The sequence below is a fragment of the Methanobrevibacter sp. AbM4 genome (assembly GCF_000404165.1).
Classification (GTDB): Archaea; Methanobacteriota; Methanobacteria; order Methanobacteriales; family Methanobacteriaceae; genus Methanarmilla; species Methanarmilla boviskoreani.
Genome location: NC_021355.1, coordinates 95,464 through 114,979 on the forward strand (window position 1 = coordinate 95,464; position 19,516 = coordinate 114,979).

The 19,516-nt window shown below is 30.5% G+C and carries 16 protein-coding genes and 1 pseudogene; 9 read left to right on the forward strand and 8 right to left on the reverse strand.

What is annotated here, in order from left to right; translation table 11 throughout:
* From ABM4_RS00400 to ABM4_RS00410, 3 genes are all read left to right on the forward strand, one after another.
* The gene (locus ABM4_RS00400) at positions 1-558 is read left to right on the forward strand and encodes an XTP/dITP diphosphatase (RefSeq protein ID WP_016357707.1); all 558 of its coding nucleotides are present in this window, start codon (positions 1-3) and stop codon (positions 556-558) included.
* Positions 559-895: 337 nt separating this feature from the next.
* On the forward strand, positions 896-1,294 hold the full coding sequence (locus ABM4_RS00405) for a 30S ribosomal protein S15 (protein ID WP_016357708.1): 399 nt from the start codon (positions 896-898) through the stop codon (positions 1,292-1,294).
* Positions 1,284-2,621, forward strand: a complete 1,338-nt coding sequence (locus ABM4_RS00410) for a DHH family phosphoesterase (RefSeq protein WP_083925396.1) — start codon at positions 1,284-1,286, stop codon at positions 2,619-2,621. The genes ABM4_RS00405 and ABM4_RS00410 overlap by 11 nt, the downstream gene beginning before the upstream one ends.
* 59 nt (positions 2,622-2,680) lie before the next feature.
* Here the strand turns inward: ABM4_RS00410 and ABM4_RS00415 are convergent.
* Both ABM4_RS00415 and ABM4_RS08850 read right to left on the reverse strand, forming a co-directional pair.
* A pseudogene (locus tag ABM4_RS00415) lies at positions 2,681-5,392 on the reverse strand (DEAD/DEAH box helicase); the annotation flags it as partial.
* 171 nt (positions 5,393-5,563) lie between these two features.
* Positions 5,564-6,397, reverse strand: a complete 834-nt coding sequence (locus ABM4_RS08850; RefSeq protein WP_016357711.1) for a DNA methyltransferase — start codon at positions 6,395-6,397, stop codon at positions 5,564-5,566.
* A 409-nt stretch (positions 6,398-6,806) separates the two neighbouring features.
* Here ABM4_RS08850 and ABM4_RS00425 point away from each other — a divergent pair, with 409 nt between their 5' ends.
* A complete protein-coding gene (locus ABM4_RS00425; protein WP_016357712.1) occupies positions 6,807-7,997 on the forward strand; it encodes an aconitase X catalytic domain-containing protein in 1,191 nt (396 codons plus the stop codon).
* 114 nt (positions 7,998-8,111) lie between these two features.
* Positions 8,112-9,572 carry a Mur ligase family protein gene (locus ABM4_RS00430; RefSeq protein ID WP_016357713.1) on the forward strand — a complete coding sequence of 487 codons (1,461 nt, stop codon included), beginning with the start codon at positions 8,112-8,114 and terminating at the stop codon, positions 9,570-9,572.
* A 397-nt stretch (positions 9,573-9,969) separates the two neighbouring features.
* Here ABM4_RS00430 and ABM4_RS00435 read toward each other — a convergent pair whose 3' ends face one another.
* Positions 9,970-10,455, reverse strand: coding sequence for a flavin reductase family protein (locus ABM4_RS00435; RefSeq protein ID WP_016357714.1), 486 nt, complete (start codon positions 10,453-10,455; stop codon positions 9,970-9,972).
* Between the two features lie 606 nt (positions 10,456-11,061).
* Between ABM4_RS00435 and ABM4_RS08660 the strand changes: the two genes are divergently transcribed.
* Positions 11,062-11,568, forward strand: coding sequence for a hypothetical protein (locus ABM4_RS08660; protein WP_016357715.1), 507 nt, complete (start codon positions 11,062-11,064; stop codon positions 11,566-11,568).
* A gap of 523 nt (positions 11,569-12,091) precedes the next feature.
* Here the strand turns inward: ABM4_RS08660 and ABM4_RS00445 are convergent.
* The 3 genes from ABM4_RS00445 to ABM4_RS00455 all read right to left on the reverse strand — a co-directional run bounded on the left by ABM4_RS00445 (position 12,092) and on the right by ABM4_RS00455 (position 14,089).
* The gene (locus ABM4_RS00445) at positions 12,092-12,454 is read right to left on the reverse strand and encodes a hypothetical protein (protein WP_016357716.1); all 363 of its coding nucleotides are present in this window, start codon (positions 12,452-12,454) and stop codon (positions 12,092-12,094) included.
* Positions 12,455-12,480: 26 nt separating this feature from the next.
* Positions 12,481-13,650, reverse strand: a complete 1,170-nt coding sequence (locus ABM4_RS08665; RefSeq protein WP_016357717.1) for an SPFH domain-containing protein — start codon at positions 13,648-13,650, stop codon at positions 12,481-12,483.
* Between the two features lie 115 nt (positions 13,651-13,765).
* Positions 13,766-14,089, reverse strand: coding sequence for a hypothetical protein (locus ABM4_RS00455; RefSeq protein WP_016357718.1), 324 nt, complete (start codon positions 14,087-14,089; stop codon positions 13,766-13,768).
* Positions 14,090-14,362: 273 nt separating this feature from the next.
* On the opposite strand from ABM4_RS00455, the gene ABM4_RS00460 reads away from it, so the two are divergent.
* The 3 genes from ABM4_RS00460 (at position 14,363) to ABM4_RS00470 (ending at position 17,214) form a co-directional block, all read left to right on the forward strand.
* On the forward strand, positions 14,363-14,827 hold the full coding sequence (locus ABM4_RS00460) for a zinc ribbon domain-containing protein (RefSeq protein ID WP_016357719.1): 465 nt from the start codon (positions 14,363-14,365) through the stop codon (positions 14,825-14,827).
* A 74-nt stretch (positions 14,828-14,901) separates the two neighbouring features.
* Complete coding sequence (locus ABM4_RS00465; RefSeq protein ID WP_016357720.1) at positions 14,902-15,378, forward strand: zinc ribbon domain-containing protein; 477 nt, start codon at positions 14,902-14,904, stop codon at positions 15,376-15,378.
* Positions 15,379-15,615: 237 nt separating this feature from the next.
* Positions 15,616-17,214, forward strand: coding sequence for a transglutaminase domain-containing protein (locus ABM4_RS00470; RefSeq protein WP_156815311.1), 1,599 nt, complete (start codon positions 15,616-15,618; stop codon positions 17,212-17,214).
* 39 nt (positions 17,215-17,253) lie between these two features.
* Here ABM4_RS00470 and ABM4_RS00475 read toward each other — a convergent pair whose 3' ends face one another.
* Together ABM4_RS00475 and ABM4_RS00480 are read right to left on the reverse strand one after the other, a co-directional pair.
* Positions 17,254-18,381, reverse strand: coding sequence for a site-specific DNA-methyltransferase (locus ABM4_RS00475; protein WP_016357722.1), 1,128 nt, complete (start codon positions 18,379-18,381; stop codon positions 17,254-17,256).
* Positions 18,382-18,393: 12 nt separating this feature from the next.
* Complete coding sequence (locus ABM4_RS00480; protein WP_048200733.1) at positions 18,394-19,188, reverse strand: restriction endonuclease; 795 nt, start codon at positions 19,186-19,188, stop codon at positions 18,394-18,396.
* Positions 19,189-19,516 lie beyond the last annotated feature (328 nt).

A 19,516-nucleotide genomic window follows, 5' to 3' on the forward strand; every position in this document is an offset into this window, starting at 1 on the left:
ATGATAACATTTATTACTGGGAATAAACATAAAGTTATAGAAGCAGAGAATATATTTAAAAATTATAATATCGAACTTGAGCATATTGATTTAGGGTACATGGAACCTCAGGGAACACTTGAGGAAGTGGCTCTTTTCGGTGCAAAATATGCCAGTCGAGAATTAGGTAAATCTGTGATTGTTGAAGATGCTGGTCTTTTCATTAATGGACTTAACGGATTTCCGGGAACATATTCACATTATGTTCAGGACACATTAAGAAATAAGGGAATCCTAAAATTAATGGAGGACGTCGACGATAGAACTGCCGAATTCAGGTCAGTTATTGGGTTTTGTACCCCCAATTCTGAGCCCAAGATCTTTTTAGGCAAAGTCGATGGTTTAATCTCAACAGAAGAAAGAGGAAACTTAGGTTTTGCCTTTGATCCAATTTTTTATGTGGAATCCGAAGGCAAGACATTCGGTGAACTTACAACCGAGGAGAAGAACAAGTTTTCTCATAGAAGAAATTCTTTAACTAAATTTATTCAATGGTATTCCAGTGAATTTGATGGATAGGTACTTGTTGAGTATGATATTCCAGCAAATTTATGAGTAAATTCTGTTATGAATTAATATTTTAAAACTTATTGGTGAATACTAGGTCTACTATTATCTTAGTAGACACTTTTAGTTAGTTCAATATTTTTTTAACCAGTAAAATACTATTTGAATATTTAGCTATTTCAGAATGTATATCATTTTACATGTCTATTTGCTATTGTAGTTATGAATTAATCTATTTATTAGATTTTTAATCGTTGGGCAAATTATTGAAAGATTAATGTCTAATTATTTCTTAATTTTATTTATATTAAAAAAATTACAATTTAAAAAAATTATATGAGGTATTATTATGGCAAGACCTGAATGGGTAATGTATTCTGATGAAGAAATCGAAGATTTAATCGTAAAATTACACAAGGAAGGTAACTCTTCCAGTGAAATAGGTATTATCTTAAGGGACCAATATGGAGTTCCTAGTGTTAAGGAAGTCACTGGATTTAAAATCACCCAAATCTTAAAAAGAAACAATGAATTTGGTGACTATCCAGAAGACTTAATGAACTTAATCAGAAGAGCAGTTAACATTAGAGATCACATGGCAGAAAACCCTAAGGATTTACACAGTAAAAGAGGATTAATCATTGTTGAATCAAGAATCAGAAGATTAGGTAAATATTACGTAAGAGATGGTCAATTACCTGAAGGCTGGAGATATGACCCAACACAAGCAGCACTCCTTGTTAAATAGATCTGCTGAAGCTTGCAATATGCTTAAGAAGCATATTGATGAAGGCCATGTTATAAGGGTTATTTCACATAATGATGCTGACGGTTTATCTGCTGCTGGTGTAATAACTAATGCCATCAAGGAAGAGGGTGGTCAGTTTCATGTCACCATAGTTTCCAGACTTCAAATGGATGTTATCAATGACTTGAAAAAGGAAAACTATGAGCTTTTCGTATTCTGTGATATGGGAAGCGCATGTCTAAAACCACTAAACTCTTTTAAGGCAGACATTATTATTGCAGACCATCATCAACCTGCAGATGTTGAGACTGGAGACAATATTGTTCATGTGAATCCCCATCTATTCGGTGTGGACGGAAGCAGGGAGCTAAGTGGGGCAGGTTCCACCTATCTCTGCATACGTGATTTGGATAAGAAGCATCTTGCATACCTTGCACTTGTAGGTGCATTCGGTGACATGCAAGGTGAAGACGGATTTATGGGTATGAACAAATTGATTCTACAGGATGCCATCGAATCCGGTACTGTGGAGATACATGAGGGACTTAAGATTGCATCAAAATCAACAGAGGCAGTTTATAAATCATTGGCATACACTTTTAAACCTGCACTTCCAGGTTTAACAGGGGATCTTGAAGGTTCTCAACAGTTCCTAGAACAGTTAGGATTGTCCTATGGAATCAAATTCACTGATTTAGGTGGTGAGGAACAGGACCTCTTGAAGGATGCCTTAATCCAGATCAATCCTAAAATCCTATCTGGGGTATACACAGCTCCTAAGGAGATATCCTACCTACAGGATTTAGAGGACTTCTCGGATATTCTTGATGCATGTGGAAAAAACAAAAAATATGGCTTAGGTTTAAGTTTAGCCTTAGGTGAACGTGGAGAGGCACTTGACACTGCTTTAAAACTTAGAAACAATTACAGGTCTCAACTTATTAAGGGTATGGAATGGGTTAAAAAAGAGGGAGCTGTACAGCTTAACACCATTCAATATCTCTATAGTGAAGACCAAATCATTAAGAAAGTCATGGGAACCATTGCAAGTGTAGGTTTAACCGTAGGACTTCTTGATGAAAACAAGCCTGTATTGGGTTTATCTAGACTACATAATGATATTAAGGTCTCAGGTAGAACCCTAAGACCAATGATTGAACGTGGTGTCAATCTTGGTAAGGCGCTTAACGAATGTTCCTCCAACTTTGGTGGTCAGGGTGGAGGCCATGATATAGCGGCCGGTGCCATGATTCCATATGGGGCTAAAGACGAATTCTTACATCTGGTTGATCAGGCCATAGCTTATCAACTTGAAAATAATAGTTAAATAGTTTGATTCTATTTAACTACTCTACTTTTTTTTATTTTTGAATATTATTTCAATGTCTAATTCTGATTTATTAAATAATCATCTAATGTTCCTTTAGCTTTTGCTTCTGTAATTATGGAATAATCTAATATTTCTTTAATAGAAAAACCTTTATTATATAATGATTTAAATGTTGTTTCTCCTAAAAGAACATAATTCCATTTTGAATCCATTCTTTCTGTGCCTTTAAGTTGATTGATTTTGTTTATTTCATCAATTGTTGCGATTCGTTTTGATTGAACATTATAAGAACTAATATCTTTGTCTGCTTTAGTTTCTACTATGTAAACATCGTTACTAATTTTAACAATAAAATCAGGATAATATCTTGCAAGTAATCCATCTTCTCTAATATAAGTAATTGTAGCAAAAGTATGGTAAAATTCATTAATTTTAATAAAAGAATCAACTTCACTATCTGTGTCAACTGCTTCTATAAATGTCTTTTCAAAGCCTCCTTTATTTGATGGGAAAGGAAGTTTCTTATAAATAGATTTGGAAACATTAATGGAATAATTTTCTCTCATTATTAGTGAATTAATATTTGAAAAATAATATTTTCTAACAATTGCATCATTTACATCAACATTGTTTTGCATTTGATAGAGAACTTTACTTATTTCCTTAATTATGTGACCAATTACACTCTCCTGTGACATCAATAAAATTTTCCAATTATCTTCTTTAAATGGATCAAATTCGCAGTTAAATAATTTGGTTTTAATATATCTGTCAATTAAATCCATAATTTCTGCATTGTTTATTTGCATCATTGGGAATTCTTTATAACTTCCACTTACTGTTTGTAATGGTGAGGTAACTTTGTTAACTATTTTGACTAAAAGATCATTATAACTTTGAGCATTAAAAATCTCCTCAGATATTTTGTATCGACCAAATCTTGTTTTAACGGTTAATTCTTGTGATTCAAAAAATTGACCAGATTCTCCTTTAATTTTATTTAATTCTTCTAATGGGATATTAAATGGTTTTAATGAATCAATTGAAATATCGTCTTTTTTAAGTGTTTCTTCTCTATCTTGAATAATTTTAGGCCAATATAAATCGTAATTTTCATAATCCTCTTTTAATCCTACTGTTATCATATCACCTAAAACTTTTCTTGATGTGGTTTCATCATTTACTTCTGCAATTGTACCGTCTTCAATAAATTGATTATAAAACTCAGAAAATCTAGGATGCTCTATAATACTTAGTAAGTCTAGATAATTAGAAGGTTCCTGTTTTTTATTAAGAACTTTTTTTCTAGACTCTGCTTTAATATCTTCAAACTCTGGTTCTCTCCACATTAATCTAAGTCCAGGGCCTATGGTTTGTTCAAGCAAAATTTGAGAATCACTTGATCTTAAAGGCACTATAACACATATATTGTTTACATCAAATCCTTCTCTAAGCATTAAAACGGAGATAATCACTTTTGGATCTTTATATTTGTCAATATTGAATAATCTTTGTTTTATAGCATTCCAATCTTTTTCTTTAATTTCTCCTTTTCTGTTGGAATCTATTGTCATTATTTCTTCATTGCTTAATCCCATATCTTTAACAAGGAAATCATTTACTAATGGTGAAACACTTGTATCCTCACACATAACAAGCATTTTTGGATGCTTATTTTCATCTAATTTACTAAATTCCTCATCTAGAATACTTAATTTAGATAAACCTGCTTTTAACATGATTTTCTGGTCTTCAAATAATGCTATTGCTTTTTTACCTTCTCTTTCTGCTTTATAATTTAAATCTGAATTTGATATTCCAACTCTTTTGTCAATAGCAACCATTTTTACTAAACCCTTTTTTATTGCTGTTTTCAATTCAAAATTTACAATGATATGGGGAAAATAGTGCCTTACTTTCTTTTTACCGCTTGTGGAATTGTAAGGGGTTGCAGAGAAATCAATTTGAATAAAATTAGATTTTTTATTTTTTGATATTCTGTTTAGGCTTTTTTGCCATTCAACCTCAAAAATTTCACCTCCTTTTTTAATTTCATGTATATGGTGAGCTTCATCATTGAAAACTACTAAATCATCTAATTCACTTAAAAAAGTTACTGCATTTCCTTTTAAAAAATTATTATCTAAAGCTTCTAAGTCATTTCCTTTACTTTTTCCAGGAGATATTGGTAAAATATTTTTTAAAACTTTTTCTGGTTCGTCTAATGGGGAAATTACATTATTATCTTCTTCATCAACTTTTAATAAATGATAATTTGTGATTGCAATTAGGCCGTCACCTGTAACTTTAGTGGAAATTTCTTCTTTCTTAGTAACTGATGTTTGTATGAAACCTAGAATTTTATCTTTATATGCTTCGGGTATGAATAATTCTTTTGCAGTAATAAAATCTGATTTACTAAAATCTCTAGTCCCATCTTCTTTTTCTTTACCTAAAAATGCATCTAATAATCTATCATAGACGATTAATCCCGGTGCGACTATTAAAAAGTTTTTGGAAAAACCTTCATAGCCTTCACTAGCGTTTAAGTATTGCCAAATAAGTAATGCATTTAAAACCCATGTTTTACCAGTACCTGTAGCCATTTTAACACAATACATAGGATGTTGATATTTATCTTTATTCAAATCTTCAATATCCATATCTTGAAGTATTTCTGGATTAGTGCTTAAATATAAATCCTTTACATTTTTAACTTTCAAAATTTCGTGTAAATAAATTATATTTAAAATTGCCTGTTTTTGGCCTTCATGAAAATTTAACTTTCTTGTATGGCAAAATGACTCTGAGAACCAGAATCTTAATAAATCTTGTGTTACAGGTGTTACCCTATCATAAAAACTACCATTATCCCATGCTTTATTAACTTCTTCAGTTAAAAATTTTGTTACCTAAATCTGACATAATCCATCTGCGACCTAATTTTTCAGCAACTGCACCTGTAGTACCTGAACACAGAAAAAATCAGCAACAATTGAATTTTCATTGGTAGAGGAACTAATCACTCTTTCTAATAATAACTCAGGTTTTTGAGTAGCATAACCAACTTTTTGTTTTTTATCCTTTGGATCAACGGCTTTAATATCCCAGACTGAATCAATGGTATTTCCTTCAATTTTTAAAATAACATCTCCTTTACCTGGACGACGATGATTTTCTTTTACAAATCTTTTATAATAGCCCTTAAAACGACTATCACTTTCAGGATAATAATCTCCCATTATTTCATTATTTTCATTCAAATATTTATTCCATCTAGTAAAATCGATTGTTTGTTCTACATTTTTATCTTTTAATAAATGAAATGTGGAATTTGGATTTTTTGAATAAAAATATATCGTGTCATGTTTTCTTGGAAAATAGTTTTTAACTTGTCCTTGATAAGTTTGATAATGCCATATTATTTCATTTTTAAAATTATTTTTTCCAAAAATTTCATCTAAAATAAGCTTAACATAGCTATTTACATGATAATCTAAATGAACGAAGATTGATCCATTTTCTGATAGTAATTCTTTCATTAATATTATACGTGGAACTATCATTTCAAGATAGCTTGCGGTCCCATTTTTCCATGTATCTTTGTATGCAAATTGTTCAATTACTGTTGGATTTTGTTTTATATTTGATTTTGGAAGAGAAATTTTAGTATTATAATCTGCTTTTGAATCAAAAGGAGAATCAATGTATATTAGATCAATTTTACCTCTCATAGAGGGTGTGTTTTCATATCCTGCTAAAAGTGCTTGCATTACATATAAATTATCTCCATAAATTAATCTATTGTGCCATGATTTATCAATATCTTTATTCTTAATATTATTTTTAAAATATCCTTTTCATCTTTTGAAGGCAAAACTAATTTATTTGTTTGTAAAGTTAAACGATTTTCGTTTGATAAATTTTCTAATATTCGATTTGCTTCTTTTTTTCCTCTTTTAACAATCTTTGGTAGTTCTTCAATTAGTGAATTGTCAAATAAATCCCCCTATATGTGATATTCATATTTTTTGGAATTTATTTTAATATATTTTGTGATTTAATTTATTGTAATTATTTTTATAAAAAATTTTTATTCTCGCATTGTTAAAATAAAAAATATAAAAATCATAATTTACATATTTAAAACTAACTTAGATAATTAATATTTTCAGTGATAATATGTATTTAACTCCAGAAGAAGAGAAGATGTCTAATGGGGAATATGGTGAAACCATTAGAAAAAGTATGGATATTTTAATAGCGTTAGGAGATATTTATGAGGCAGAGAGATTTGTGGACATCAGTTCTGCACAGGTTTCAGGAGTATCCTATAAAACCATAGGCCAGGCAGGTTTAGAGTACCTTGAGGATTTGGCAACTGACAAGTCAGCAAAGGCAAGTATTCCGGCAACATTGAATCCTGCAGGTGTTGATCTGGATCATTGGAAGGAGCTAGGTTTTTCAGAATTCTTTGCAGGAAAACAGAACGATATTGTAGATGCATATGGGAAACTTGGAATCACAACATTATGTACATGCACACCCTATCTCATTGGTAATGTTCCAAGGTTTGCCGAACATGTATCCTGGAGTGAGTCATCTGCTGTTGCATATGTAAACTCTGTTATAGGTGCCCGCACTAACCGTGAAGGTGGTCCAGGTGCTCTTGCAGCAGCCATTGTCGGAAAGACTCCCTTATATGGTTTCCACTTAGATGAAAACAGGAAGGCAAATCTTGTAGTGAATGTGGAATCCGAGCTTAGTGGTGTTGACTTCGGTGCACTTGGTTATGCAGTGGGCCAGGTTGTAGGTGATGGGGTACCATACTTTAAGTTGCAAGATCAGAAGGTTAAGAATGAAAACCTCAAGGCATTAGGTGCAGCACTTGCATCATCAGGTGCGGTTGCGCTATACCAAGTAGAAAACATCACACCTGAATATAAAAATATGGATATTGGAAATGCGGAAGAGACCATAACCATTACAAAAGAGGATATTGGGGATACAAAGGCAAAGCTTTCAACATCAAATGAGGTACCTGACCTTGTATGTTTAGGCTGTCCACACGCATCACTTGAGGAGATTAAGGATCTTGCAGCAATTGTGGAAGGTAAGAAAATCAAGAACGAATTATGGATTTGCACATCTGTAAACATTAAAGCTGCAGCAGAAAGAATGGGATACCTACAAGCCATTGAGGAAGCTGGTGGACATATTGTATGTGATACATGTATGGTTGTAGCACCAATTGAGGATTTAGGATATAAGGTCATCGGTGTAAACTCAGCTAAAGCAGCAAACTATGTTCCGAATATGAGTGGAATCGATGTTGTATATGATGAGGCTAAAAACCTAATTCAGTTTGAATAATTTATATTTAAAGTTATAATTAATTCATTAAACACTTGAGTAGATACACTCAAATTAGCTATTAAAGATATAAACATTGAAGATATTAATATTAAATAAAACTAGGGGATTATCATGAATTATAAGATTATAGGTGGAGGAAATGCAGGAAGACCTGTTGCAAGATTATTGAACTACTTAGGTCACCATGTGGAGGTAACAGATCCAAAGAAACTTGAGGACTTCCATCCGGATTTCAAGGCAAGACTGTTGCAGATGGAGAAGGAAGGTGTAATACTTGATTTGGGAAATCCCGAACCGGATTTTACAGATATCGATTATGTATATATGGCACCTACACTTCCAAAAACATCATATGCATATAAAAAGGTAGAGGAATTGAACCTTAAGGTTATAACCAATGAAATGGTATCAGACATTTTAAACGATGCCATTACACTTGATATTATAGGTATTACAGGTACAATGGGTAAAACCACCACTACCTATATTACAACAAGTATATTTGAGGCTGCAGGATACAAGGTATGGTCATGTTCATCCCTAAACCAAAACCTTGTAAGTGAGGTTATTGTGGACGGAATCGTAAATGGCAAGAATGAGGAATGTGATATCTGTGTATTTGAACTTCCACATGGAACTGCAGGCCTATTTCCAAAAATCAATGTAAAGGTTGGACTGTTCCTAAACATCCACGAAGATCATCTATCGGAATTTGGAGGTTCTATGGAAAGATACATCCAAAGGAAGATGTTTATTGTAAGAAACTCCGAAACCTTAATCGCAAGTAACCACCTAAAGGATTTAATAGAGGAGAGATCCGATAGGGCCGACACATTATATTATGGATGGGAGAATCCTGAATGGGATACCTCTTTCTGTAACTTTGTTGGAATTGGAACCAAGGGTAATATTGAAATCAAGTACGATGCGGATGATTTAAAAACAGGTGTTGGAAGTATCCATGGGGACTTTAAAGGACCGTTTCAAATGAAAAGCTATTTCTATGAAAATGCAACAGGGGCAGCCGCCGCAGCACTTACATATGGGGTAGATGAGGAACCTATTATTGACGCCTTATCTAAGTTTAAAGGTCTTGAAGTCCATATGGAAAATATTGGAAAGTATAATGGACGTGAGGTCATACTTGATTCAGCGTTTCTAACTGAGGGTATGAGACTTACTATGGAATACTTTAAGGACGATGAGGTAACCCTTCTTCTTGATAACTTTGATACAACAACTGAAAGGGATAAGAAAGAAGTAGGTGAGCTCTGTGGTGACTTTGTAAATGTTATAGTTGCAACAGGTTTCAATGAGGTCAGACAAAGAATCGAGATGGATGCAGCACAGGAAATACTTGACGGTGCAGAAGGTAAAAAGGCGAAAGGCGTTCTTGCAGGTACAATGGAAGAGGGCGCTAAGCTTTGTATTAAATATTCAAAGCCTGGTGATATAATTCTACATATCGGCCCTGTAATAATGCATGATAGGCCCCGTATCGTATCCAGTATTAAGAAAGGCCTTAAAGAAGGCTGCCTTGAATATGAGGGTAAATTTGAATATGAGGACTAATCTTAAATTTTTTTTATTTTCATTTTTGTAAACTATTTTGAATTTCAAGTTAATCCTATTTTTCTATTTTTATAATCTACTTTTTGAACTTGGGGTTGTGATTTTATTTTTTCTATCTTTATAGGTTAAGTATTGAATCTGATGTTTAATTTTGTTTTTCTACTTTTATAATCTAAATCTTGATTTGAATCGTGATTTTATATCTTTATTTTCATTTTGTAAAAAATAGTTGGAATTGAAAATTAAATGGTATAATTAAGTTTAAAATAAGCATACACTTTCAAATCAAATAAAATTAGATAAAAAAATTAAGTTATTTAAATAAAAAGAGATTTAAGATTTTAATATCTGATAAAAATTAAAATAAATCTATGACTCTTAAAATCTCTTTAAAAAATTATAGCAAATCTATTCTATCCCATTGAATTATGCCATCTTCAAGGTATTCCTCATCACAGTGTACCTTCTCTACTTTGGCAATGAATAATTCATGAGTACCATCTTCTGGCTTTACAGAGGTAACAACGGTGCATTCGAAGTTAACAGGACAATCTGTTAAGATAGGCGCATCTACAATGTCACCATCGACAGTATTAATATCTGCTAGTTTGTCCTCATCTCTACCAGATACGGTACCTAGGTAATTAAACTCATCAGCAAAGTCCTTTCCAGGTATGTTGACTACAAATTTGCCTGTATCCTTTATCATATCATAGGAATATCTGGTAGGTACAATACCGACCATAACCATTGATGGTTCTAAACTTGCATTGGATGCGAATCCTACTACCAGTGCATTATCCTTTCCATCCTTACGGCAGGATACAATTGTGTTAGGCTTTGGTTCAATTCTTGATTTATCAATTATAGCGTCTTTTTTCATATGAACTTCCTCCATTATTTGAATATTTCATTTTATTTATAATAAGTTTATTTTTTTGGTATGCCTTTTAAGTCATTAAAGTATAATCCATTATAATGTCCTTCTTAATTTCTTTCATGAAAATTATAGGTTGTATAAGTATTTACCTTATAAAAACTATTTATTGTTGTTAACGATACTTTAATGGTGTTGTATACATTATATAAACAAATATTGCATTTTTTATTCTGTTTAATACTTTAAAATTGTTTTATACATTGTGAACAATCATTGGTTCTGGAGTTTATCTCTATTTAGACAAGACTTTAATTAAATACTAAGTTCCATATTCCTCACTTTCTAAACTATGAACATGCTTTTATTAATCGATATTTTTTTAGCTATTTTTATAATTTAACGGTTTAATTTCTAATTTTGTATAATTCCCTCTATTGCATTTTATATGTAAAATCAAGTAAAATCCTTTGAAAATTAAATAAACAATTTTATATTTAAGTTTCTATAAAGTTAAGATTAATTATAAAACTAGTTTAAATAAATATTGTTAATTTGAATAATACGATTTAACAATTAAATTCTTTAATCTATTAAGGGAAGTAGATAAAGATGCGAAGATGTCCGAATTGTGGAAGTGATGTAAAGCAAGGTAATTTCTGTACTGTCTGTGGTTCAGAATTGCCTCCTGAAGAGGAAACAAACAATATAGCCCATACTCAAAGCATGGATTCAGGTAAGGGCTATCAATCCAATCAGAATATAAATACGGAATTTAACAACCAATCAGCAAATCAGAACACCCGGACCCCAATCAGGAATTATGGCAATGGTTATAATCAGGTAACTAAACATAAAAATGTAGCGATTGCCGTTATATTATCATTATTTATTGTTGGTTTAGGTCATGTATACTTAGGCTTAGGTAAGAAAGGACTTAAGATCTTTGTTATCCAAATAATATTCGGAATTTTAACCCTTATTTTCATTGGATATATACTTGCATTTATATGGGCAATCTATGCTATTGTTGATGCATATGAATGTACTAAGGCTATTAACGAGGGAACTTATGTTGAAGAGTCCCTTGACTTTAGAAACTTAATTTGGTGGAACTAATTTCCATTGAATTATATTTTTTAATAGTTTTTTCATTTGATTATTTTTAGCTATTTTTTTTATTTAGTTGTTTTAGCTCTTATTTTACTTTTTAATTATTTTTAGCTATTATCTATTGTTTTTGTTTTTGCTATTTTTATATTCCTTTTTTAATTATGATTTTTAACTTTTGGATGTGTTTTTCTAAATATTTTCATAATATAAAGAATCTAATTTTTATAAAATCATTGTTTTTATCTTGGTTTATCTACATTTACTATTGTATATAGGAATGAAAAATTAGTACATCTATTAAAATGATATATTATCTCTTTTTAAATTGAATAAACAATTTTATATTATAAATAATCAGTCTTGGTTTTAATTATACTGTAGGATTAGGTGCTTCTATAATTTAATCATCAATATTTAAAACAACTTTATAATCAGTAAATGCTTTAAGAATCGTCTTTATAAAAATAGTTAAAATAAGTTGTTTTAGGTTTGAAGTTGAAAAGGAAATGGAAATGTATCCAAGATACATTCACTGTTTATTCTTCTCTTCCTTTTCAATATACTGTTTTCCCTGATATAGTGTCATGATTATTATACCGAAGACTACAAGTATAATCATCTGAGCTATTATGGAATTATTTAATGAGTTGGTATATGCAGTAAGGATCAGACTTACAATAATCTGAATGGCAAAGTATAATGCTAGAAATACTTGAAGCGGTGCACTGTTGAAGTCTAGTCCAATATATTCGTTTACAACTAAGACGATTACAGTTGATATTGCCGTAAAGACCAGTGCAACTATAAACATGTTACCTGGTCCAAAGCTTAAATATCCACATACGGCATATAGAGCAAATATGATCAAATATATTAAATCTTCCATATTCATAATAAAATCCCCCTATTTTTTTAAATCTATTCTACTTTAGTACCACATCTTGAACAGAATTTGTCCCCTTCATCAAGGACATTACCACATTTCCTACATTTCAACTCTTTTTCTACCTTGGCTCCACAGTTGGAACAGAATAATGCTCCCTCTTTTAAAGGTTTTCCACATTCCTTACAGAAACCATATTCTCCTTCTTTCATTGCAGTAGTAGCTTCTCCAGATCCACCATTGTTGTTCTGGTTAGAGTTAGTTCCATTATTGTTGTCATTTGTATTATTGCCGTTGTTGTTCTGATTGGAGTTAAAGTTTTGAGATTTACCACTAAAGGTTGAATTGATGTTTTCCCCAACATTGTCCTTCAGCATCTCACCGAATGCAAGTGCAAGTGGAATACCTGTAATCATACCATTCATGTTGGAGGCCATTCCCTCATTGGAAGCGTACCTTTTTGAGATATCAGCTAGTTGTTCATCAGCCCAATTGAATCCAAGTGTACCATATTCCATTTTCTTGTTAAGCACATTTTCAAGTTTCTCAGTATCCTCTTTTGGAATAATCAAATTGGTAATATAGAAGTTGATTAAATCGATACCATATTGTTCAAAGTCTCCAGTTAGACGATCCTGAATCGCTTTTGAAATCTCGTCTAGGTGTGCGGTTACATTGAAATAGCTTACCTCCTCCATAAGCTTTGCAAGATAGGTCTTAATTCTTGTAACCATCTTGTTTCTAAAGTATACCTTCAGTTTATCAACATCAACATCGTCCTGGGTTCCAACTACCTCGACCAAAAATTTCATGTCATCCTTGACCTTGATTTCCATTGAACCTGATGCACCAACACTGATTGGTATGTTGAACTGGGCATCCAATATCGGAAAACGACTACTGGTTCCCCACTCAACATTCAATGCAGTTGCCTTATTTATGAAGTATAATTCGCAGTGAAATGGACTTACTCCGCCTGTTGGAATATTAATAAAATTGTTCAATATTGGAAGGTTTTCAGATGTAAGTTCATATTTACCTGGTCCAAAGATATCGGCTATTTTACCATCTTTAAAGAATGCGGCTGTTTGTGATTGATGTACAATTAGCTGGCTTTTGGTGTTAAAGTCTTCGTATGGATATTTCCACACTAAATGTTTATCATCACCCTCATATTTCGCTACCTTAAATAAATCTATTGCCATTTTATCACCTAATAAATCTTAAAAAATTTAGTTTCATGGTTTTTACAGTGAAAACCAGATTCAATTTATTATCAGTATTCATCTATTACTCCTTAATAATTAATGAACATTAAATCTAAAGGGCACTAATAATTGCTGCTATTACACAGAATACAATGATTCCTATACAACATGCTGCTAAAAGTCCACCATCTGTATCGGTGTTAGCAGTACTTTGTTGCTTTTGTTGCTGTGGTATGGTCTTTGGAGCTTGCTGTGGTTGTGGATTTGTATTAATATTTTGAACTGGTTCTTGTTTTCGAACTATTCTATAACTTGTTCCACAGGATTGGCAGACATATTCATCTCCTTCAACTTTAAAACTTTGACTTCCACAGTTTTCACAGGTAAAACCAGGTCCAACTTCATCTTCTACAATCTTATAAGAGCCATCGCTCATTTACCTACACCTTTATCATTTGATATAGGGGATTCTATTTAAAAAATAGCCAATTAATTATTGTCTTTTTAATTGTCTTTTGGAAATTGATTATATGCTTAAAAATAGTTCCCCCTTTAATTATTGAATATATTTATAATATTTTGATTATAAATTTTTTGATTTAATAATTTATCTGGAAATTTTTTGAAAAATGTTAGTTATAAATTCTAGTTTTAATATAAACACATATAATTCATTTTTAGAATTACTGTTTTGTAGGGGGTTATGTAAATGGTTCAATGTCCTAACTGTGGATGGGAAAATCGTGATGGTGAGAGATACTGTCGTGCATGTGGCTCACCTCTTCCAAAGGAAGATAAAAATATTGTACCGGACAATTTTGATGACGAGAAGGTAAGTGTAAAACCGTCTAGAAAACCTAAAAAACAGTATAGTGAGGTAAAGCCAGTTTTGCTTTCGTTTTTCATCTTGGGTTTAGTTCAGGTCTATCTCGGTTTTCCGAAGAAAGGTTATGCCCAGATTAAAATCTATGTGGCAGTACTAATTTTGATTCTAGTTTTATATTTCACGGTACCATTAATGATCTTTGCAATTTTTGTATTGGTTTTTCTATGGTGGCTTCAGGTATTAATGGATGCATATGCCACTGCAAGGGCTTTAAATGAAGGTATAGAAGTTGAAGATAAACTTGATTTTCATAATTTGGATTGGTGGGAGGAATATTTCACCTTTTAAAAAATTTAAATCATACTTCTAATAAATTAGTATATAGGTAACTTTTAAAAATGTTTTAGGTAGGTGTTATGTAAATGGTTAAATGTCCAAACTGTGGATATGAAAATCCGGATGGTAATTATTGCCGTGCATGCGGTACAAAATTGGCTCCAGATAGAATAATTGTTTTTAACAATCAGAACAATAAGGATATGATAGATAAATTCAACAATCAGAATAATAAAGATAAAATAGATAAAATTCCTAGAAAATATCATAAAAGGGGTTTAGCTGCTTTTCTCTCAGTGATATTGTCCGGTTTAGGCCAGATATATTTAGGCCTTGGAAAGAAAGGATTTTTCATGTTGATTATTCAGGTGATATTGCTTTTTATATTCAATAATCTTATTTCTTCAGAAGATATCACACTATCACGTATTTGTATGTTGGTATGCTTTATCTGGTGGATCTATTGTATTGCCGATGTGGTTAAATCTACAGACATGTTAAATAACGGTGAGAAAGTAGAGGATAAACTCGATTTTCGTAATCTGTTCTGGTGGACTGATTAATTTAAAACCTTGTTTTCATTTTTGAGAATTAGTTCAAATACGAAAATTTAATAGGCGAATATTTGCTGTAAAATTAAGTGTTTAAACAGTGTTTCAATTAAAAATCGGATTTTTATTAAATCCTTTTTTTTAATTTTAGCTATTTATATATGAAAAATATTAATTTTATATAATCATATTTTCGAGGGGATAGTTATTTTTAATCATGGAAAAATTGTAGTTTTGTTATTGGTTTTCTTGATTTTTATTAGTTTAAATGTGACTTCTGCAACGGATATAGATGACAATTCTACTGGTATTGAAGATACTAATTCAACTGTAGAATGTGTAAACTCTAATTATCTTCAAGACATATCATCTAATTTAAGTCAAGCTACTGATGGCAGTGCAGATGAGGAATTCAATGTAATCTTACCTGATGATTTCAATTTTTCTAAAGATTATGATTTCACAGTTCATGATGGATATAATTCATATAATCTAAAGTATCATGCAGACATGCCGGTTATAGTGGATTCAACAGGTAAGGAAATTACCTCTAATAATTATCAGCCAATATCATCTTCAGGTAAGAACTTGAACATCTATAAATTAGATTATTATTTGACTTATAACAATTTAACAGGATATGTTCCAATCTCAGATGGTTCTGATTGCATTATAGATAGTGATTCTGTAGAAAACAATAACCTAAACGATTCAGGAACTCCAATATATCTAACATTAAATGATATTAATCAGAGTATAAACAATTCAAGTAAAACTGATGTAAAAATAAGTTCAGGTAACATTATAGGATATAATAATGAAGATGAGATTTTTAATGTAAAATTAATTGATGTTAACGGCAAAGTTCTTTCAAATCAGTTGTTGATCTTTACAATTTTAAACAAAAATTATCCTGTATTTACGGATTCAGACGGGATGGCTGGTATCAAAATCAAATTAGGTCCTGGGGTCTATGAGATTAGAAGCACATTTCTTGGAAATGATATGTATAATTTTAAATCTAATTTAAACATGATTTCTGAGAAGAATATTACAAGAGAAAAGACTCAGATATCTGGAAACAATATATACATGGTTTATAAGGAGCCAAGAACTTATCAATTAAAGCTTACAGATTCAGAGGGAAGTCCCATTGCAAACCAAAGGGTAAACATATTAATTGATAAATATACTTGGGTTTATCTTGTTAAAGAGCAGGATTGGAGATATAAATATCTTGGTAAATTCAACTATACCCGTACAACTGATGAGGAGGGATTTGCATATCTAAACATTAATCTATCTCCTAACTTCTATAATATTACAGTAAGTTTCAGTGGAAATGATAAATACTTGCCTGCAACCTCTTATAATAACATTAGTGTCATATCCTATAATGTTGGAAATATTAATTATAAAGGAGAATCAACAGGTCAGTATTTAATTTCAACAAAAACTGCCCAGAAGAATAATAAAAAAATAGTGGACCTTGCTAAGAGGTTAACCAAAGATAAATCAACAATAACAGAGAAAGCAAATGCGATATATGACTATGTCAGATACCAGATTAAATATGAGCTCTATTCCAATACCCGTTATGGAGCTTTAAAATGTCTGGAACTTAAAAAAGGTAATTGTGTGGATCAGTCACATCTGGTTGTTGCATTATGTAGGGCTGTAGGAATTCCTGCAAGATACTGCCATGGACCAAACCATGTATGGACACAAGTGTTAATTAAAAGTCAAAAGATTTGGTTAATAGCAGATCCTACAACACAACGTGCATGGGGTTTTGGTGTTTGGAATATCTATCCAGAATATAGTACCTATGCAAATATAGGATACTAAACATTTTCTTTATTTTTTATCTTTATTACTATTAATTTTTTATTCAATTTTAATATATTCATATTTTCCAGAAGAGTATAAATTTTCTTGAACTTTTTTTAATCTTTTTTGAGATACTTCAATAGCTTTTGGAGATTTATCCATACCAATCCATTTTCTACCTAATTCTTGAGCAGCTATAATGGTTGTTCCTGAACCCATAAAACAATCTAGAATTAAGTCCCCTTCATTAGAAGAGGTTTTAATAATTTTTTTAAGCATATCTTTATTTTTTTCTGTAGGATATTCTGGCTTTGTAGGATCTTTAAAATCTTCCCAAATATCTTGCATAGGTTTTCCTTTATGTTTCATTTCAAAGGCATAATTTTTTTTACGAGGGTTTCCATTTTTGGACCATTCTATTAAACCATTGGCATCTAATTCATCCAGTTTTTCAAGACTACATCTCCAATGTCTACCTTTTGGAGGAAACATTCCTCTCCATTTTTTTCCAGTATCTCCATTATTTGTTTCGCCTGGAGCATGAATTGGGACAGTTGTATATCTTCTACCTTTTTCATCAACTTTTTTATATAACTTTTCAATATCTTTTTCTGTAAATGGCACAGTAGGATAATTCCATGTGTATTTATTACTTTTTGAATAAAATAAAATCATATCTTTGATGTTTCCATATCCCTTTCGTCTAAAATTCTTAGGGTTACATTTAATTCTTGAAATATCTCCTCTAAAATTTTCAATACCAAATATTTCATCCATTAAAATTTTAATATAATGTCCTATTTTATAATCTATATGAAAATATATGCTACCTTCTTTTGATAGTAATTCATATAATAATATTAATCTTTCACGAATGAATTCTAAATAATCTTCATCTTTTAAAGTATCTTCATATGCTATTTCATCATCATTACTAGAGCTAATTGCATTCTTTCGAGAACCTATTTTAAAAATGTTATTTGTTGAAAATGGTGGATCTATATATATTAAATCAATTTTACCTTTTAAGTTGTATTTATGAAGTAAAATATTTAATCCATCAAAATTATCTCCATAAAACAATTTATTTTTTTCATTTTCTCCTTTAATGATTTTGAAATTACCATTGTATTTTTTGTTTAAAATTTCGTTCATGCTTTTTTTATTTGGATAATCCAAAAACATGATGTTTGTCTCCTAAATTGAATATAAAAATTCGTTCAGTATTAATGCACTCATGATATTGTCATTTTTTTGAACTGTTGTACGATACATTTTTGTTCTTTCATTTTTAATGTATAATACTCCATCTAATATAGCAATTTTAGTTACTTTTTCACTAACATTTGAATCTAGTACATTTAATGCATCATTAAATTGTGCATTTTGATGTCCTCCAATGTCTGTTAAAAATTTTGCTTCACCTATAACATATTTTTTGTTAAACCTCGCGATAAAATCTAAACCTTTTTTAGTGTTGCCTGCATATTCATAATCACAGTAATCTTCAGCAAATTCTTCCATTTCTTGATCGCTACCAGATAAAATTGCATTATTTTCTGTATTGATAAATTCGTCAATTTCAATAGGTTTTTTTCCTAATACTCCTTTATTAACCCATTCTTTAAACATTGGACCGATTTGTCTATTAGTTTCTTTTGGTTTAGTGCATTGTTTATATACTTCATCAATACCCATATCATAAATTCTTCCAGCTAATCTGTCAATAGTTTCAGGATTTCTATCAATTGCGGTTTTATCTTTTCTTAGATATGCAATATAAGAATCTTTTATAGGAAATAAATCTAATTTTAATAGGTTTTCTATTAATTTTTTATTATTTTGGTTATTAAAAGATGTTTTAATATTTTCCCATATTTTATTATCTATATCTCTAATTCCATTTGGTATAGTAGGGTATACTTTGAATAAATCATCTAAATATGATTTTTGATTTGCATATTCTATACTTAATTTAGTCCAATAATTCATTTTATCAACTTTCATAATATATAATTTTATTAAATATTGTTAAATAACTTTTTTATTTTTAATTAATTTAGAAATTTTACTATAATATTAACATTAAAAAATTGTGAAAATATTGAAAAATATTTTTTTCTTGTTTTTTATAATTCGAATTTTATTTTTGGATAATTAGTTATTTTTTCTTTTTTGGTTTAAATTTTTTATAAAATTTTATTTTATTTAATTATTATAAATTAAATTAAATTTAATTATAAAAATAATTATATTGTGTAAGTGAAATATATTTTGAATTAATAGAGTAATATTTAAAATTAGGATTTATTAGGTCATT

Coding starts and splice junctions, on each gene's coding strand:
- ABM4_RS08850 (WP_016357711.1), bottom strand. CDS start 6,397: ATGCAAGCACTTTTAGCAGGATATGAAAACACACCCTCTATGAGAGGT.
- ABM4_RS08660 (WP_016357715.1), top strand. CDS start 11,062: ATGCGAAGATGTCCGAATTGTGGAAGTGATGTAAAGCAAGGTAATTTC.
- ABM4_RS00430 (WP_016357713.1), top strand. CDS start 8,112: ATGAATTATAAGATTATAGGTGGAGGAAATGCAGGAAGACCTGTTGCA.
- ABM4_RS00425 (WP_016357712.1), top strand. CDS start 6,807: ATGTATTTAACTCCAGAAGAAGAGAAGATGTCTAATGGGGAATATGGT.
- ABM4_RS08665 (WP_016357717.1), bottom strand. CDS start 13,650: ATGGCAATAGATTTATTTAAGGTAGCGAAATATGAGGGTGATGATAAA.
- ABM4_RS00480 (WP_048200733.1), bottom strand. CDS start 19,188: ATGAATTATTGGACTAAATTAAGTATAGAATATGCAAATCAAAAATCA.
- ABM4_RS00475 (WP_016357722.1), bottom strand. CDS start 18,381: ATGTTTTTGGATTATCCAAATAAAAAAAGCATGAACGAAATTTTAAAC.
- ABM4_RS00455 (WP_016357718.1), bottom strand. CDS start 14,089: ATGAGCGATGGCTCTTATAAGATTGTAGAAGATGAAGTTGGACCTGGT.
- ABM4_RS00405 (WP_016357708.1), top strand. CDS start 896: ATGGCAAGACCTGAATGGGTAATGTATTCTGATGAAGAAATCGAAGAT.
- ABM4_RS00465 (WP_016357720.1), top strand. CDS start 14,902: ATGGTTAAATGTCCAAACTGTGGATATGAAAATCCGGATGGTAATTAT.
- ABM4_RS00445 (WP_016357716.1), bottom strand. CDS start 12,454: ATGAATATGGAAGATTTAATATATTTGATCATATTTGCTCTATATGCC.
- ABM4_RS00435 (WP_016357714.1), bottom strand. CDS start 10,455: ATGAAAAAAGACGCTATAATTGATAAATCAAGAATTGAACCAAAGCCT.
- ABM4_RS00460 (WP_016357719.1), top strand. CDS start 14,363: ATGGTTCAATGTCCTAACTGTGGATGGGAAAATCGTGATGGTGAGAGA.
- ABM4_RS00400 (WP_016357707.1), top strand. CDS start 1: ATGATAACATTTATTACTGGGAATAAACATAAAGTTATAGAAGCAGAG.